Below are 16013 nucleotides of genomic sequence, written 5' to 3'. Positions count from 1 at the left end.
CGCCCTTCTCCCTGGGGAAGAAGGGCTGGGGCAGGCGTTCGCTTTGCAAGGGGGCAAACGCTCCATCACGCTGGCGTTATTGATGACGAATGCGATCGTACATTGCAAGATATTCCTGCGCGGGATTCTTCCACGAGTAATCGTACTTCATGCCTTGAATCGCCAACTGCTCAAAAATCTTACGGTTTTGTCCCCAAAGATCAAAAGCGCGTCCTAAGCCCGATTCCAGCGCAGTATTGTCCGACTCGTAAAAGACAAAGCCGTTCCGCTCTTCTGGTGGATGTGCTTGATCATAGTCGTAATCAAACACCGTGTTGACCAATCCACCCACACCCCGAACGATCGGCACAGTTCCATATTTCAAAGCAATCACCTGTGTTAGTCCACAAGGCTCAAAGTTACTCGGAACCACAATCATATCTGATCCGGCATAAATCAAATGCGATAGCTCCTCGTTAAATCCAAGTTCAATATGACAATCTGGATTATTGTTCAGAAACTCTTTTTCGTGCCTGAACCATTGATCGATCGCGGCTTCCGTTGCTGACCCCAGTAGCACAAACTGTGCGCCTCGCTCTAGCGCATAGTACATCGCGTGATGAACTAGATGCACACCTTTTTGATCATCTAAGCGACCGATAAAACATACAATGGGCTTGTTGTCCTCTCGAAGTAACAATCGCTCTCGGAGTGCTTTCGTGTTGTAGTGCTTTTGCTCAAAGCTATCGGCAGAATAATGATACGGAAGATAGCGATCGTTCTCCGGGTTCCAGAAACCATAGTCGATCCCGTTGAGGATGCCCGTAAACTTGTCTTGATAAAGCTCTAAAGTGTGCCCTAATCCATAGCTAATGGTCGTATGTCGAGCTTCCCAAGCATGATGTGGCGAAACGGTATTTACTGCGTTTGAGTAAACAATTCCACCTTTCATGAAGTTGATCGAGAACGGATTGAAATTGTCTCTTAGCTTGTCATAGCTAAAGTAGTATTCGGGTCTTCTGAGCTGAGTTGCTTCTAAAATATCTGTGCCACCAAAGCCTTGATGTTTGAAGTTATGAATGGTGTAACAGACTCGCTGGTTTGCCATGCCATGATACTTGTAAATCTCAAACAGCATTACTGGAACCAATCCGGTCTGCCAATCATGACAATGAATCACATCTGGTCGCTTATTGCTTTGCAGCAGAAATTCTAGTGCAGCTTTGCTGAAGAACGCGAACCGCATATTGTCATCATTGCAGCCATAATAACAGCCACGATCGAAGTAAAAATCCTCAGAGTGCGGCTCAATAAAAAAGCATACTTGCCCATGTACCCAACCACAGTACACCGAACAATGTACCCAGCTATCAAACCAGGGTACATACAAATCCCGATACGCATCATGCAAGCCCCAAATGTGGTCATACCGCATACAGTCATACTTTGGCAGAATCAATTCGACGCAGTGCCCTTGACTCTCCAATTCGCGACTCAGCCCATAGACTACATCTCCCAGTCCTCCAGCTTTAATCACTGGAGCGCATTCGGAGGCAATTTGCACAATGTACATCGGTATCCTCTTGCTTTACATATGTTCATTTTTTGATGTCTTTATTCAATACGCAAGCTCGGATTTTTGCAAGAGGCGATCTGGTCTCAAAACTTAAGCGCATTCTTAGAATGTCCGATCTATGATTTGACGCAAAGACTCTGGCAATTCTCATGACTGTAACTCTCGCTTCACTGCCTCACATTTCTGGCACTCTGCCGGCTCCCTCGGCTGATCCCGTCTTTCTTGCCACTACGAATTTAAGATTAGACGTGATCGAGGCTGCGTTTGCCTGTGCCCTCCATATGCACCAACCGACAATCCCCGCAGGTCACAACGGGGCATTGATCAGCAATCTACAACAGATGTTCGAGCATCCGAACGAGGGAGATAATCACAATGCTAGTGTGTTCGCCTGGTGCTACGGTCGCATGGGTGAATTTATCCCGGAGTTGGTGGCTCAAGGCTGCAATCCTCGAATTATGCTCGATTATTCTGGGAATTTGCTCTGGGGACTTCAGCAGATGGGACGCGAGGATATTCTCAATAACCTGAAGCGGATTACGTGCGATCGACAGTTCCAGCCTTATGTGGAATGGCTCGGTACAATGTGGAGCCATGCGGTTGTTCCATCTACACCGATTCCTGATTTGAAGCTGCATATACAAGCATGGCGGCATTATTTTGCTTCGATTTTCGGAGTTGATGCGCTGCAACGAGTTCGAGGATTTTCGCCGCCAGAAATGCACTTGCCGAATCATCCGGATACGCTGTTTGAGTACATTAAAGCGCTGAAAGAGTGCGGTTATCGCTGGCTTTTGGTGCAGGAACATTCCGTAGAGCAGCTAGATGGTTCAGGCTTAACTCAGGATCAAAAGTACATTCCAAATCAATTAGTAGCACGTAATTCTAACGGTGAAACCATTTCAATCACGGCGTTGATTAAAACTCAAGGCTCGGATACAAAGTTAGTGGCACAAATGCAGCCTTATTTTGAGGCGAAAACGCGATCGAAACAATCGACCAACAATACTGTGATTCCCTCGATCGTGTCTCAGATCGCAGACGGGGAAAATGGCGGAGTGATGATGAATGAGTATCCTCGTGATTTGTTCAGGATCTATCACGACATCCGGGATGCAGGAAACAATACTTCGGGAGTAGTGGCGATCAATGGAACAGAGTATCTAGAACTGATTGAAGCGACTGGAGTTCGGGAGGATGACTATCCGAAAGTTCAAGCGATTCAACAGCATAAAATTTGGCAAAGCATTGATCAGGTCACTCCTGAAGCGGTTGAGAAAGCAATCGCACATTTAAAGCAATCGGACGATCGCTTTCACATTGATGGTGCATCCTGGACGAACGATCTCAGTTGGGTCAAAGGATACGAGAATGTTTTAGAGCCAATGACTGAACTGAGTGCATTGTTTCACCAAAAGTTTGATTCAGAGGAGCCAACCGTAGCCGCACGATCGGACTATCAAGAAGCATTGTTGTACAACTTACTGCTGCAGACCAGTTGTTTTCGATACTGGGGTCAAGGCACTTGGACAGACTACGCTCGTGAACTTTATCAACGGGGTAAGGCGATTTTGAGTTAGAACCGGAGCGATCGCCATCTCTACTTCACGTTTGCGCGTGCGCCGGATTGCGCGGCATAGGCGATCGCTAATCCATCGGCTGCATCATCCGGTTTTGGTGGCTCTGACAGTCCAAAAATCATCATCACGGCTTGCTGAATCTCTGATTTTTGCGCTCCATATTTTGCAACAGAAGCTTTTACCTGCGATTGGTGTAAAAAAATCGGCTCAGATAAACCACATTCACCCAGCGCTAACTCGATTACACCTAATGCTCGCAGAACTTTATTCGCGCTTGTCATTTCGCGGCTAAAGAAAGGCATTTCTAAGGCAACAACATCAGGCTTTAGAATTTGGCAAAGCTCACAAACATCATCGTGAATCTGCTTCAAGCGATCATAGATTGAAGACTTTGCAGGAGTCACAATCACACCATAATCTAAAACCGTGTCGTCCTGGATTGCTCCATATCCGATCGTTGCGATCGCCGGATCGATGCCTAAAATAATTTTTCCCTGTAACGTTAGCATTTGTATTAGCGCTATCTTTAGACTTTCATAATACACTCGAACTATCGAATATGGCGAAACTTCCATTTGATATTGATATCGTGCTGGATAGAGTCCGCGAAGCTGTTGAGGCACTTCCCAAAGCTGCAATGTTTGAACTCTACGAAGCGGGTTACACTTCTTTGTTTGAGCAATTAATTAGCTGCTTAATTTCAGTTCGCACCTACGATGAAGTGAGCTTACCTGTTTCACGTCGATTGTTTGAACGCGCTCGGACACCGAATCAGATTGCACAACTCACCCCAGAAGAAATTGAAACGCTGATTCGAGAGTGTACCTATCCAGAGCAAAAAGCACGGCAAATTCATGCGATCGCGAATCAAATCGTTAACGATTATGCAGGTGAACTTCCAGCCGATTTAGAGGTGCTATTAAGCTTTAAGGGAATTGGAGTGAAATGCGCTCACCTAGCCTTGGGAATCGCCTGCAGACAGCCATACATCAGCGTCGATACTCATGTGCATCGGATTACAAATCGTTGGGGATACGTCGAAGCGAAAACACCAGAGAAAACCACGATCGCACTTTCAGCAAAACTTTCGCAACGCTACTGGATCGAAATTAATCAATTATTAGTCCCGTTTGGGAAACACATTTGCACCGGGAAGCGTCCTCATTGTCTCCAGTGCCCTGTTTTAGATTGGTGCGAACAGAAGATTGATTAATCAATCGATAACACGCGCCCTGATCGATAAGCCCTAATCCCGTCAGCAAGTTGAATTAACAGTCGTCCTTGCTCATCAATTCCAGCACCGACTCCAGTCAATTGCTCATTTACAGCATCGAACACGATCGTTTTTCCCTGTAGAATGTCTCGCGCTTGAATCTCCGGCAGTAATTCCACAAGAGAGCGATTGCATAGTTGCAGCAAACAATATTGTAATTGCTCTAAGAGTGCTTGTAAATCTGGTACATACGCTGAAATCTCTTGTAAGCTAATTGCCCCATCCACAGGTACGGGCTCACAATTAATCCCAATTCCTACGACGACCTGAGCTTGCTCTGCTTGAATCCGCGATTCACACAGCACACCCGCAAGCTTTCGACCTTCTGCAAATACGTCATTTGTCCACTTCAAACCCAGCGTACCGTGCAAATTCGGCGACAAAGTTTCGATCGCATCAATTGTCGCAAGTCCCGCAATCAAACTCAACCCCGCGAGTTGCGCGATCGGCAAATTCAGCACAAAACTCGCAGTTAATGCACCCGACGAAGACACCCAAGCACGATCAAACTGTCCCCGTCCTGCGGTCTGATTGTGGGTAAACACCACATCTCCGTGCTGCAATTGAGAAAGCTGCTCTAGTGCCCAAGAATTGGTACTTTCACAGCTTTCTAGCTCAATCAACCATTGTTTGTCAGGCTGCGATCGCTTCTTGTCCATGCTTGCGTAACAAATCCATAAGTTCATCCCGATAGTCGTGAAACGTAGAATGTCGCTTCACCGAAGCTGCTCGTTCTGGTAAATTAATGTTCATCACCTTGCGAACCGTTCCCGGACGCGCACTCAGAGCAAAAATTCGGTTCGAGAGAAACACTGCTTCTTCGACATCGTGAGTAATCATAAAGATTGTAATGCCTGTGCGCTGCCACAGATCAATCATAAAGTCGTGCATCGACTCTTTGGTATGGATGTCCAAAGCTCCAAACGGTTCATCCATCAGCAGAATTTTCGGTTCCGAAGCAAGAGCACGAGCGATCGCAACTCGCTGCTTCATCCCACCGGATAGCTCTTTCGGCAACGCCTTACCAAACTGTGATAAGCCCACCACATTCAGATAGTAGCCAGCTTGCTCCCGACGATCTTTTTTCGGCACGCCTTGCAGCTTTAAACCAAACTCTGCATTTTCCTGCACAGTCATCCACGGATACAGCGTGTAATGCTGGAAAACCATGCCGCGATCGGGTCCTGGCCCTATAACTCTTTTGCCTTCGATCCGCACTTCGCCAATAGTCGGTGTATCCAATCCTGCAATCTGACGCAGCAGTGTTGATTTACCTGACCCCGATGCACCGACCGCGCAAACAAATTCGCCTTGCTCGATCTCGATATCAATATCCTTCAGAACAACGAGCGTTCCATTACTGGTGGAAAAATGCTTGCTGAGATTGTTAATTTGCAAAAACATTGGTGAGGTCTCCAGAGTGAAAGTTATCGTTTTTGGCTTGCCCATTTGCAAGTGACGCGCAACAGATACTGAAACAGTAAATCAAATGTTAGACCAATGACTCCAATCACAATTAGTCCAGCAAAAATTTCATCGGTTCTGAGAAAGCGTCCTGCTACACTAATTCGCCGTCCTAAACCTTCTGTCGCTGCAATCAATTCAGACACAATTACAAGCTGCCAAGCTGCTGCTAAGTTAATTCGACAAGCATCCAAAATTCCCGGAAGGACGTGCGGCAAAATGACTTGAGTTAATGCGGCTCGACGATTGCCACCGAGCATATAGGTTGCTTCGATCAAATCCTTCGGCACAAACTTCACGGTGTCCATCACCATTAGGGAGTTAAAGAAGAACGTTCCAAGGAAAATTAGTGTAATCTTTGGCTCTTCATCAACTCCCTGATAGAGAATCAACAGTGGGATAAATGCGGGTGCTGGCATGTAGCGCACTAATCCGAACAAGGGTTCCAACAAAGCTCGAATGCTTGGAAAGCTACCCATCAGTATGCCAACCGGGATAGATAACAATGCCGCAAATAGAAACCCTACTCCGACCCGCCACAAGCTTGCAATGGTATCCTTCAGCAGTTCACGAGTGCTCCATAGTCGCCCGAATGCCTCTAGCACTTTTGCAGGTGAAGGGAGAAACTTTGAATCAATGTTGCCGAAAGTTGTGACTGCCCACCAGAGCAAGAGCGGAAGCGCGATCGACAGAACGGTTAAAGTCGTATACAAAGGTTTCGGAATGTCTTCTGCTAAACGCCAAAACACCGTTGGTTTCATCGGCTTAGGCTTCATCAGAGACTGAATCGATCGAGGAGTCGAGTTTTGCATAACTTAAGCTGCTTTGGCTACTTTTTGGTTCTGAGCGTGGGCTTTAACAAAGCGATCGTCAAACAATAACATCGTGTTTGGTTTATTTTTCGCGAGTCCAACGTCCATGAGGAACTGACTCATTTCATCGGCTGCATAAAGCAGCGAAGTCATGTCGTTTCCAGGCTGAAAGGCTTTCAGGTTCTCTTCGAGCGTAAATAAACGAGTGCCATCGGCGTATTCTTTGTATTCGTCGATCAACACTCCCGCCCGTTTCGCCATAATTTCATAAGCTTTCGCTTGATTATTTTTGATGTAGTCGAGCGTTGAAAACCAAGTATCCACTAAAGCTTGCACTTGATCCGGATGCTCATACAGAAACTTGCGATTGACAACTAAGTGATCCGAAATTGCGCCCGGAAAATCTTTGGAGCTGAAGAGTTCTTTGCTGTTTGAGCGCTTCAATGCTTGAGTCGTAAAGGGTGCGAAAACGGCACAGGCATCGACTTGTCCGCCAACAAATGCGGCGGCAGCTTTCCCAGTTTCAAGTGGCACGAATTGAATATCTTGAGGCGAAAGTCCCGCTTTTCTCAAGCCCAATAACAACAAGAAATGATCGACCGTTCCTTCTTCGGCTGCAACTCTTTTTCCTTTGAGATCTGCAACCGTGTTGATGCCTTCTCGAACAATAACTTTGTCGTTTCCGGTTGAATTATCGTTCACCAACACAATGACTTGATCTGCACCACCCGCGATCGAATTCACCGTATCTCCGAGCGTTTGACTATTGGCATCAATTTGTCCTGCTGTAAGCGTGCTAATCGATTCCAAATAGCCATCAAACCACTTGAGATCAGCATTAGCAGATTTAGTTTTAAAGATGCCTTGTTGCTGTGCAACTTCCCAGGGAAACCAACCTGGCCAAGCACTAAAACCGAGTCGAATCGTGTTTGCGGTTGTCGTGGCTGCAACTGCTTCTGTTTCTGTCGTCGTCCGAATATAAGTGGCAGGATTTGTGCAACCAACTGCTAGAAATACAGCCATTAAAAACAGCAAACAGGAAGTCACGATCGTTCTCGCTTTCATAAGCAAATCCTGGGTCAAGGTTCTGGGAAATAGAGCGGAAAGGTTAGCGACAAACGATCGAGTTTCTAATAGAAAAACCCAGGTGAAACCTCACAGTCTTGTGCTTCGACTGAAAGTTCCTCCCGGGCTTTTCTCCCGCCGTGTAGCCAACATTTTTCGGTTAGCCTGCTTCTCTCGGACCAGACATTCTACGAACCGGAACCCTAGAAGCAAATTAAATTTTAGAACTGCAATCGCGCACCACTTTGGGTGGGTTGGTTCGATTTTACAGTAACAACTGATTTCCAAGCAGTTTGTATCAATCATTACTGTTTATGATTTAGACAGGAACTTTTTAAGCTTTCACAACTTTCCAAAGAACGAGAATTCATGAATCAAAAAATTGAGTGCGATCGCTTGACTTCTTAATATGAAGTGATAAACTAACGAAGAGTTAAGCAACTTAACGATTCAGAACTCAAACGCAAATTGAATAGGAGTACGCTTCTAGGGTTCCGGTTCATTAGAATGCCTGGTCCGAGAGAAGCAGCCGAAATGATATTCGGTCACACGGCGGGATAAAAGCCCGGGAGAGCCATACAGATCACTGTTTTGGTATCTCCTGGGCTTTGCCGTTTCAGGTCGATCGCACTCAATCGTTTATTTTCTGGAGAATTTTTATGGTGCAGACCATCGATAAGACTTCGCAAATCGATCCCAGCCTGATTTTGCTCGATGAAAAGCTCCCCGGTAGCGCGTACTGGCATTTTGTAATTAAGCGTGGAAATACACTCAGAATCACCGATTTAGAAGGCTCTCAAGGGGTTTCGCTGATTTGCTACAACGCAGATAGCCCGATCGAGCGCTTGAATGTTGCCGACACTTCAAAAATTCAGTTCAATGCGTTTCTGCAGAAAGGTAAGCTGCTCTATTCGGATATGGGTCGAGTGCTGTTCTCAATTACCGAAGATACATCTGGTTATCACGATTTGATCTGTGGATGTAGCAATGCTGCCAGCAGCTTGGCAAAATACGGTGAAGGAGACTACAACAACTCGCGCAACAACTTCCTCAAAGCACTAGGTAAGCGGGGTTTGACTCGGAAGGACTTGATGCCGAACGTGAATCTCTTTAGTCGCGTTGCAGTCGCTCCCAATGGTGATTTGAACTATATCGAGGGCATTGAAAAGCCAGGAAGCTTTGTCGATTTGCGGGCAGAGATGAATGTATTGGTCGTGGTGTCGAACTGTCCTCATGTGTTGCACCCCAGCACTGAATACAAGCCGAAACCAGTTCAACTCACAATCTGGAAATCTTCGACCCCGGCGGCAGATGATTTGTGTCGGACTTCTTGCCCGGAAGCGGTGCGTGCCTTCCAGAACACTGATGCTTTGTTTGCTCAAGCTTAGATTGCTTAGAACATAGATTTTTGGAGAACTAACAATGGTTTCTACTCTACAAACGAAACTTGATCCGGCAACTGCGATTTACGATGAGACTGTTCCTGCACGTCAGCCTTGGTCAAGGATTCTAAAGAAGGGTCAAACGCTGCGGATTGTTGATCTCATGGGTAATCAGGCAGTTGATACTTTGTTCTACAATGCTCATGATGTTTCTGAACGCTACAGTGCTCCTGATACTGTCGTTCGCCAAGGTAACATCTTCATTACCACAGGAACTCAGTTGATTTCCAACGAAGGAAATGTGATGGCGACGATTACCGATGATGAGTGTGGCAAACATGACACGATCGGCGGTGCTTGCAGCATGGAAAGCAACTCAGTGCGCTATGGGCTGCACAAGAAACATCTTCATGCCTGTGTTGAGAACTATTTGCTGGAACTCAGCAAGTATGAAATGAACAAGCGTGATTTAGTCAGCAACGTCAATTTCTACATGAATGTTCCAGTCAGTGAAGATGGACGTTTGGAAATTGTTGACGGCATCTCTGAAGCTGGCAAAATTGTTGAACTGCGAGCAGAAATGGATTTGATGGTTTTGATTTCTAACTGTCCCCAAGTCAACAATCCTTGTAATGCTTACAATCCAACTCCGATTCGGCTAATTATTTGGGACGCTGCTTAAGGAGAAAGGGCGATTTGCATCACTGCACAAATCGCCCTTTATGGCAAAGAACTTATGAAAATTCCATTGCTTTCTGCCTGTGTTGCACTCTTTGCAACCGCAATTACCTGGCGCGGGATTTGGGTACTCGCAGATGCTTATCTCTATCCTAACAATCCAGCACTCAGCGCTTTATGGTCTTTTGTCTTGGGACTGTTTAGTTTTCTAGTGCTAAAGCTCGTGATCAAACATCGGTAGTCTTTCTATGTTCAACAAAGTTCTGATTGCTAATCGAGGCGAAATTGCTTGTCGAGTGATTCGGACGCTCGATCGCTTAAATATTCCTTCGGTTGCAGTCTACTCGGATGCAGATGCTCATGCTCAGCACGCCTCAATGGCGACGGAAGCCGTTCATATTGGCGCGGCTCCGGTGGCAGAGAGCTATCTGAAGTACGATCGCATTCTCGAAGTCGCGAAACAAACGGGTGCAGATGCGATTCATCCGGGTTATGGCTTCTTGAGCGAGAATGCTGAGTTTGCCGAAGCTTGTGAAACCGCAGGAATTGCGTTTATTGGTCCGACTCCAGAGCAGTTGCGGCAGTTCGGGTTGAAGCATACGGCGCGGGAAATTGCTCAACAGAATCAAGTGCCGATGCTGTCGGGGAGTTCTTTGCTTGAGAGTTTAGAGCAGGCACGAGAAGTGGCGAGTACGATCGGTTATCCGGTGATGCTCAAGAGTACCGCAGGGGGCGGTGGCATCGGGATGCAGGTGTGCATGAGTGAAGCAGAACTATCCGATGCGTATGAGAAAGTTCAGCGCTTGAGTCAATCTAACTTCAAGCAAAGCGGAATTTTCCTAGAAAAATACATTCAAACTGCAAGACATATTGAAGTTCAGATCTTTGGGGATGGCACCGGGAATGTAATTGCGCTAGGTGAGCGGGACTGTTCCACGCAGCGACGCAATCAGAAAGTGATTGAAGAAACGCCCGCACCAGGAGTTTCTGATGAGTTGAGACAGGGATTGATTGACGCGGCGATTCGACTTGGGAAAGCAGTGAACTATCGATCGGCGGGAACTGTCGAATATGTGTTTGATGTCGAAGCACAACAGTTCTATTTTCTAGAAGTCAACACTCGCTTGCAGGTTGAACATGGTGTCACGGAAGAAGTTAGCGACGTTGATCTCGTTGAATGGATGATCCGAGTGGCAGCAGGTGAGACCGAGTTTATCAAAGCTTATCAGCATCGTCCGCAAGGTCATTCGATTCAGGTGCGAGTGTATGCAGAAGATGCGAACAAGAACTTTCAGCCGAGTTCTGGATTGTTAAATGCTGTCGAGTTTCCGGATTCGGTTCGCATTGATGCTTGGATTGAAGCGGGGACTGAGGTAACACCGTTTTATGATCCGCTTCTGGCAAAAGTGATTGTTCGTAGTGACGATCGCACCTCCGCGATCGCAGCCCTTCAATCTGCCTTAGAGCAATCAACGATCGCAGGCATCGAAACGAACTTAGACTATCTGAAGCAGGTGGTTGCTGCTCCCAAGTTCCAAGCTGGAACGATCAGCACAAGGTTTCTCAACTCATTCGAGTACAAGCCGAGAACGATCGACATTCTAGAGCCTGGAACTTACACCACAGTTCAAGACTATCCAGGACGGCTGGGATATTGGGATATTGGTGTGCCCCCATCAGGTCCGATGGATCATTTTGCCTTCCGAGTGGCAAACCGAATTGTGGGGAATCCTGAATCCGCAGCAGGTTTAGAATGTACGGCAACAGGTCCAACGCTGCGATTTAACTGTGATACAACGATCGCGCTTACAGGCGCAACCATGAAGGCAACTCTGAACGGGCAACCTGTTGAATTTTGGACAGCAATTGAAGTCAAAGCAGGGAGCACCCTGAAGCTTAAAGCAATTCAAGGCGATGGATATCGAACTTACATCGCTGTTCAGAATGGTTTGGATGTGCCAGAGTATCTGGGCAGTCGATCGACCTTCACGCTCGGACAGTTTGGTGGACATGCAGGACGAACTCTCAGAACCGGGGACGTTCTACACATTGAGCAATCCACAAGCGAAATTTCAGCTCGACACTGTTCATCTGAGTTAGTTCAACAGTACAAAGAACAATGCTCGACTCAATGGAATATCGGAGTGATGTATGGTCCGCATGGTGCACCGGACTTCTTCACACCCGAAGACATTGATATGTTCTTCTCAACCGATTGGACAATCCACCACAACTCCGCTCGAACAGGAATTCGTCTCATCGGACCGAAACCGAAATGGGCGCGAACCGATGGCGGTGAAGCAGGTCTACATCCATCGAACATTCACGATAATGCTTATGCGATCGGCACGGTTGACTTTACTGGTGATATGCCAATCATCCTTGCTCATGACGGACCTAGTTTGGGCGGATTCGTTTGTCCGGCAACGATCGTACAATCTGAACTCTGGAAAATTGGACAGTTAAAGCCAGGGGATACCGTTCGGTTTTATCGGTTAAGCGCGACGGAAGCCCGCGATCGAGAACTTGCTCAGGATAGCGCGATCGTAACACTCACTCCGTTACCAAAACCTGCACCGCTGCAAGTCGTAGAACACTCCCCGATTCTGGATCGGATTTTTGATGCCGATCAAATTCCCGTCACCTATCGCCAAGCTGGAGATAAGTATCTTCTCGTCGAATATGGGGAGCTGGTGCTGGATTTGAACTTACGGTTCTGTGTTCATGCCTTGGTTCAATGGCTGCAAGAGAACCACATTCCGGGCATTATTGATCTCACACCGGGAATCCGATCGCTTCAAATTCACTACGATAGTCGCACTCTTCCCGTTCAAGAACTGATTGCAATTCTGACTAAAGCTGAATCAGAACTTCCGAACATTGATACGATCGAAGTCCCGACTCGCATTGTTTATCTACCACTTTCTTGGAATGATGAATCGACCCAGTTAGCCATTCAGAAATATATGCAGTCGGTGCGACCCGATGCGCCTTGGTGTCCAAGTAACATCGAATTCATTCGTCGCATTAATGGCTTAGATAGCATCGAGCAAGTCAAAGACATTGTGTTTAATGCAAGCTATCTAGTTTTAGGATTAGGAGATGTGTATCTCGGTGCACCTGTTGCTACACCGCTTGATCCACGGCATCGTCTCGTCACCACGAAGTACAATCCTGCTCGCACTTGGACACCAGAAAATGCAGTCGGGATTGGTGGGGCTTATATGTGCATCTATGGCATGGAAGGTCCGGGTGGCTATCAATTTGTAGGACGCACCGTACCAATTTGGAACCGTTACAAGCAAACAGAGGACTTTACACAGCCTTGGTTATTGCGGTTCTTTGATCAGATTCGATACTATCCGGTTTCAGCAGAACAATTGCTACGCGATCGAGAAGCTTTAATTCAAGGCAAACTGAAGCTCAGAATCGAAGAAGAAACCTTTAGTTTGAGAAAATACAATGAGTTTCTCAAATCGAATGCGGATGAGATTGCTGCATTTAGAGGGAAACAACGTGCCGCATTCCAAGCAGAGCGCGATCGCTGGGAAGCGGCCGGAGAATTTACCCGCCAAGAAACCCTCGAAGAAGCACAAGCTGATCAGGAAGAAACACCTGAGATTGTTCTGCCTCCAGATAGTGAAGCCGTCGTTGCTCATGTTTCTGCAAATGTCTGGCAAGTCTTGGTCAAGCCAGGAGATGTAGTTGCAGAAGGCGATCGCTTAGTAATTTTAGAAGCAATGAAAATGGAAATTGCAGTGACCGCAGACGAAGCAGGAACCATTACAGAACTTTACTGCGTTCAGGGGCAGACGGTTTCCGCAGGTCAGGTTCTACTCGCTATCCGGTCATGAGGAACCTTTGCTAACCAGAAAATTTCTTCCATTGCTGCGGCGGCGGCGTTAGAAACTCATATACGCCTGCCGCGGTTCCTGTTGCTGTCACCACAATGTCAAAGGACAAAGACATCCGCAATTCCTCTGTCTCATTCATTGTGACTGCATGACGCTGTTTCGCTGGAAAGATCAGCAACCGCCCCTCCACGGGTGGATAAGCAGCATAAAGCTGATTCAGATAGTTATCTGCATCGACAATATCCGTATTCTCGCTTCCCAGCCCCGGACAAACTTCATTCACTCGCGCATCGTTGAAGAAGACTAAACTTCCTGGATCGCCCATTTCGTCAGTCGGCACCTGAATATAGTAAACCGCACTAATATGAGCCGTATTGTGGGAATGAGCGCCGATTTCTTGTTCAGCCCGTGAGACAATGGGCCACGCTCTTTGGATGTACAGATCCACTTTGCTCAAATCCACGCCGATGTCTTGTAGATAAGCGGCGACGTGCTGCTCGACTTGTTTCACAATCCATTCAAAAGCGGGATGAGTATGAATCTGATTAACGCCGTGAATGTCTCCTGTCCAAGCCATCTCCGGATAGTTCCGGGGTTCGATTGCTTCTTTCTCTAGCTGTAGTACCGCCTTGATCAAACTTTGTTGATGCTTCGCGGCATCTGGCAAGTCCTCATAATAAATCGCTAGAGGAAACCAAGTCTCGATCGGCATTCGCTATCCTTCTAATCCTTCGCCCGATCGAGTGTAACAGTTGTCTCGGCTCAATTCGTCACCGTCCTAAATCATGTAACGCATGAATTGCAGCAGCGCATCGCTGAGTGATTTCCTCAAGCTCAGATCGATCGCTACTCTGCGGCGCGTCAATGACTTCCCCGATCCGAATCGTAATCGGCACAGGGCGCGGAATCGCGCTTCCAGGCTTGAATATCTGATGCGTTCCCCACAAGCTCACTGGAATTAAAGGCGAATTCGTTTTTGCCGCAATCCAAGCGGCTCCTAATTTCGGATCAGCAATTCGACCGTCAGTAGTGCGAGTGCCATCGAGAAACACACCCGTCGCCCAACCGGACTCGATCGAAGCCATCGCCGCTTTCATCGCTGAGCGATCGGCAGTTCCTCGCTTGACCGGATATGCCCCGTATGCCTTAATCGCCTGCTTCAGAACAGGAACATTGAACAGTTCTTCTTTCGCCATATAAGCGACCGGACGACCGATCGCACAAGACAACAACGGCGGATCGAAATCACTGGCATGATTGCTCACGACTAGGAGCCGCCCCTGTTTCGGCACATTCTCCGCTCCGTAGATGCGACCGCGAAAATAAGTGTGCAGCACCGGAGACACGATCGACCATTTGAACAGGTGATACAGAATCAAACTGATCAAAGGTTCACGATCGGGTGAAATTTCAGCGTTCACAGGGCAGGTGGGCGTTTCTCTCATACGGGGATGTCAGCAAGACTGCTCACATTTTCTAACACGAGATCGGGACAAGTGCGCTTAATAATTCCCGTCAAAACTTTTCCAGGACCGACTTCGACGACTCGATCGACCTGTTCTTCCAGAAATTTGAGCGAAATTTCGCGCCACCGCACCGAACCCGTCATCTGCCGACTTAACCGACTTTTTAATTCACCCGCATTCCGGCTTGGGATTGGATCAACGTTTGACAAAACTGGCACTTGAGCCGCTTTGAAATTCACTGAATCCAGCACCGTTTGGAACTGCGCCGCCGCATCTGCCATCAGAGGCGAGTGAAACGCCCCGCTCACATTCAATTTGACCGCTCTTTTCGATTTCACTTGTGACATCACTGCTTCAACCGCCGCAGGCACTCCAGAAATGACCACCTGACCTGAATTGTTGTCATTCGCCAGAACCGCATCCGGTGTTTGTGCCAACACTGCCTCAAGCTGATCGCGATCGAACCCTAACAGCGCTGCCATCATGCCATCCGACGCACTATCCATCAGCTCAGCTCGACGCTGCATCAATCGCAGTCCCGCTTCAAAATCAAACACTTCCGCTGCATATAGCGCCGAATATTCGCCTAAACTATGCCCTGCAACGTAGTCAGGATACCGGCCTTTCTCCTTCAGCAAATCCGCCAAAATCGTCTCTACCACATACAGACAAGGCTGCGTATAAAGCGTTTGCGACACTTTATCTTCCGTGCTTTGGCAAATCTCGACCACCGACCAGCCGAGAATTTTTTCTGCCTGAGCAAACTTCGCTTTTGCTGCGGGAACCTCTAATAAATCGAGTCCCATTCCGATCGCCTGAGACCCCTGCCCAGGAAACACCCATGCCGTTTTTACCATTGTCCTAATTAGTTGTCATGAATCGAG

15 protein-coding genes and 2 riboswitches are annotated in these 16013 nt (G+C 47.3%); of the genes, 6 read left to right on the top strand and 9 right to left on the bottom strand.

Translation table 11 applies throughout. The annotated features are described in order from the left end of the window. Nucleotides 1–76 precede the first annotated feature (76 nt). Complete coding sequence (gene glgA, locus NC980_RS11510) at nt 77–1552, bottom strand: glycogen synthase GlgA (protein WP_190376321.1); 1476 nt, start codon at nt 1550–1552, stop codon at nt 77–79. A 152-nt stretch (nt 1553–1704) separates the two neighbouring features. Between glgA and NC980_RS11505 the strand changes: the two genes are divergently transcribed. Beyond that, nucleotides 1705–3135 (top strand): glycosyl hydrolase family 57, encoded by a 1431-nt coding sequence (locus tag NC980_RS11505; protein WP_199298460.1) that lies wholly within the window; start codon nt 1705–1707, stop codon nt 3133–3135. A gap of 20 nt (nt 3136–3155) precedes the next feature. Here the strand turns inward: NC980_RS11505 and NC980_RS11500 are convergent, their stop codons facing one another. Beyond that, the gene (locus tag NC980_RS11500) at nt 3156–3644 is read right to left on the bottom strand and encodes a crossover junction endodeoxyribonuclease RuvC (RefSeq protein WP_190376320.1); all 489 of its coding nucleotides are present in this window, start codon (nt 3642–3644) and stop codon (nt 3156–3158) included. A gap of 50 nt (nt 3645–3694) precedes the next feature. On the opposite strand from NC980_RS11500, the gene nth reads away from it, so the two are divergent. After that, nucleotides 3695–4348, top strand: coding sequence for an endonuclease III (gene nth / locus NC980_RS11495; RefSeq protein WP_190376319.1), 654 nt, complete (start codon nt 3695–3697; stop codon nt 4346–4348). Here the strand turns inward: nth and NC980_RS11490 are convergent. The 4 genes from NC980_RS11490 to NC980_RS11475 are packed head-to-tail and all read right to left on the bottom strand — an operon-like array spanning nt 4345 to nt 7749. Next, nucleotides 4345–5067, bottom strand: coding sequence for a biotin--[acetyl-CoA-carboxylase] ligase (locus tag NC980_RS11490; RefSeq protein WP_190376375.1), 723 nt, complete (start codon nt 5065–5067; stop codon nt 4345–4347). The two genes, nth and NC980_RS11490, sit on opposite strands and share 4 nt — an antisense overlap. Beyond that, nucleotides 5042–5812, bottom strand: coding sequence for an ABC transporter ATP-binding protein (locus NC980_RS11485; RefSeq protein ID WP_190376318.1), 771 nt, complete (start codon nt 5810–5812; stop codon nt 5042–5044). Before NC980_RS11485 ends, NC980_RS11490 begins: the two co-directional genes overlap by 26 nt. A gap of 23 nt (nt 5813–5835) precedes the next feature. Next, nucleotides 5836–6684 (bottom strand): ABC transporter permease, encoded by an 849-nt coding sequence (locus NC980_RS11480; protein WP_190376317.1) that lies wholly within the window; start codon nt 6682–6684, stop codon nt 5836–5838. 3 nt (nt 6685–6687) lie between these two features. Beyond that, nucleotides 6688–7749 carry an ABC transporter substrate-binding protein gene (locus tag NC980_RS11475; RefSeq protein ID WP_190376316.1) on the bottom strand — a complete coding sequence of 354 codons (1062 nt, stop codon included), beginning with the start codon at nt 7747–7749 and terminating at the stop codon, nt 6688–6690. Nucleotides 7750–7866: 117 nt separating this feature from the next. After that, a riboswitch (guanidine-I (ykkC/yxkD leader) is annotated at nt 7867–7967 on the bottom strand. A gap of 257 nt (nt 7968–8224) precedes the next feature. Continuing rightward, a riboswitch (guanidine-I (ykkC/yxkD leader) is annotated at nt 8225–8323 on the top strand. An 85-nt stretch (nt 8324–8408) separates the two neighbouring features. On the opposite strand from NC980_RS11475, the gene NC980_RS11470 reads away from it, so the two are divergent. From NC980_RS11470 to uca, 4 genes are read left to right on the top strand one after another with little or no spacing between them, the layout of a single operon-like run. After that, entirely contained in the window at nt 8409–9137 is a 729-nt protein-coding gene (locus tag NC980_RS11470; protein ID WP_190376315.1) for an urea amidolyase associated protein UAAP1, read from the top strand. A gap of 34 nt (nt 9138–9171) precedes the next feature. Next, a complete protein-coding gene (locus NC980_RS11465) occupies nt 9172–9813 on the top strand; it encodes an urea amidolyase associated protein UAAP2 (RefSeq protein WP_190376314.1) in 642 nt (213 codons plus the stop codon). Between the two features lie 54 nt (nt 9814–9867). Further along, nucleotides 9868–10050 carry a hypothetical protein gene (locus NC980_RS11460; protein ID WP_190376313.1) on the top strand — a complete coding sequence of 61 codons (183 nt, stop codon included), beginning with the start codon at nt 9868–9870 and terminating at the stop codon, nt 10048–10050. A 7-nt stretch (nt 10051–10057) separates the two neighbouring features. Next, nucleotides 10058–13663, top strand: coding sequence for an urea carboxylase (gene uca / locus NC980_RS11455; RefSeq protein WP_190376312.1), 3606 nt, complete (start codon nt 10058–10060; stop codon nt 13661–13663). Between the two features lie 10 nt (nt 13664–13673). Here the strand turns inward: uca and NC980_RS11450 are convergent, their stop codons facing one another. Genes NC980_RS11450 through fabD form a run of 3 tightly spaced genes read right to left on the bottom strand, consistent with a single transcriptional unit; the run spans nt 13674 to nt 15986 of the window. Next, on the bottom strand, nt 13674–14375 hold the full coding sequence (locus NC980_RS11450) for a TIGR02466 family protein (RefSeq protein WP_190376311.1): 702 nt from the start codon (nt 14373–14375) through the stop codon (nt 13674–13676). 58 nt (nt 14376–14433) lie between these two features. After that, the gene (locus NC980_RS11445) at nt 14434–15072 is read right to left on the bottom strand and encodes a 1-acylglycerol-3-phosphate O-acyltransferase (protein WP_190376374.1); all 639 of its coding nucleotides are present in this window, start codon (nt 15070–15072) and stop codon (nt 14434–14436) included. 32 nt (nt 15073–15104) lie between these two features. Beyond that, a complete protein-coding gene (fabD, locus tag NC980_RS11440) occupies nt 15105–15986 on the bottom strand; it encodes an ACP S-malonyltransferase (RefSeq protein ID WP_190376310.1) in 882 nt (293 codons plus the stop codon). Between the last annotated feature and the right edge of the window lie 27 nt (nt 15987–16013).

Origin of the sequence: Leptolyngbya sp. AS-A5 (genome assembly GCF_039962495.1) — a bacterium.
Classification (GTDB): Bacteria; Cyanobacteriota; Cyanobacteriia; order Leptolyngbyales; family Leptolyngbyaceae; genus Leptolyngbya.
This window is presented reverse-complemented; position numbering and strand designations above follow the sequence as displayed.

Excerpts from the sequence above, each read along its gene's own strand:
- glgA (WP_190376321.1), bottom strand. The coding sequence starts at position 1,552 with ATGTACATTGTGCAAATTGCCTCCGAATGCGCTCCAGTGATTAAAGCT.
- NC980_RS11505 (WP_199298460.1), top strand. The coding sequence starts at position 1,705 with ATGACTGTAACTCTCGCTTCACTGCCTCACATTTCTGGCACTCTGCCG.
- NC980_RS11500 (WP_190376320.1), bottom strand. The coding sequence starts at position 3,644 with ATGCTAACGTTACAGGGAAAAATTATTTTAGGCATCGATCCGGCGATC.
- nth (WP_190376319.1), top strand. The coding sequence starts at position 3,695 with ATGGCGAAACTTCCATTTGATATTGATATCGTGCTGGATAGAGTCCGC.
- NC980_RS11490 (WP_190376375.1), bottom strand. The coding sequence starts at position 5,067 with ATGGACAAGAAGCGATCGCAGCCTGACAAACAATGGTTGATTGAGCTA.
- NC980_RS11485 (WP_190376318.1), bottom strand. The coding sequence starts at position 5,812 with ATGTTTTTGCAAATTAACAATCTCAGCAAGCATTTTTCCACCAGTAAT.
- NC980_RS11480 (WP_190376317.1), bottom strand. The coding sequence starts at position 6,684 with ATGCAAAACTCGACTCCTCGATCGATTCAGTCTCTGATGAAGCCTAAG.
- NC980_RS11475 (WP_190376316.1), bottom strand. The coding sequence starts at position 7,749 with ATGAAAGCGAGAACGATCGTGACTTCCTGTTTGCTGTTTTTAATGGCT.
- NC980_RS11470 (WP_190376315.1), top strand. The coding sequence starts at position 8,409 with ATGGTGCAGACCATCGATAAGACTTCGCAAATCGATCCCAGCCTGATT.
- NC980_RS11465 (WP_190376314.1), top strand. The coding sequence starts at position 9,172 with ATGGTTTCTACTCTACAAACGAAACTTGATCCGGCAACTGCGATTTAC.
- NC980_RS11460 (WP_190376313.1), top strand. The coding sequence starts at position 9,868 with ATGAAAATTCCATTGCTTTCTGCCTGTGTTGCACTCTTTGCAACCGCA.
- uca (WP_190376312.1), top strand. The coding sequence starts at position 10,058 with ATGTTCAACAAAGTTCTGATTGCTAATCGAGGCGAAATTGCTTGTCGA.
- NC980_RS11450 (WP_190376311.1), bottom strand. The coding sequence starts at position 14,375 with ATGCCGATCGAGACTTGGTTTCCTCTAGCGATTTATTATGAGGACTTG.
- fabD (WP_190376310.1), bottom strand. The coding sequence starts at position 15,986 with ATGGTAAAAACGGCATGGGTGTTTCCTGGGCAGGGGTCTCAGGCGATC.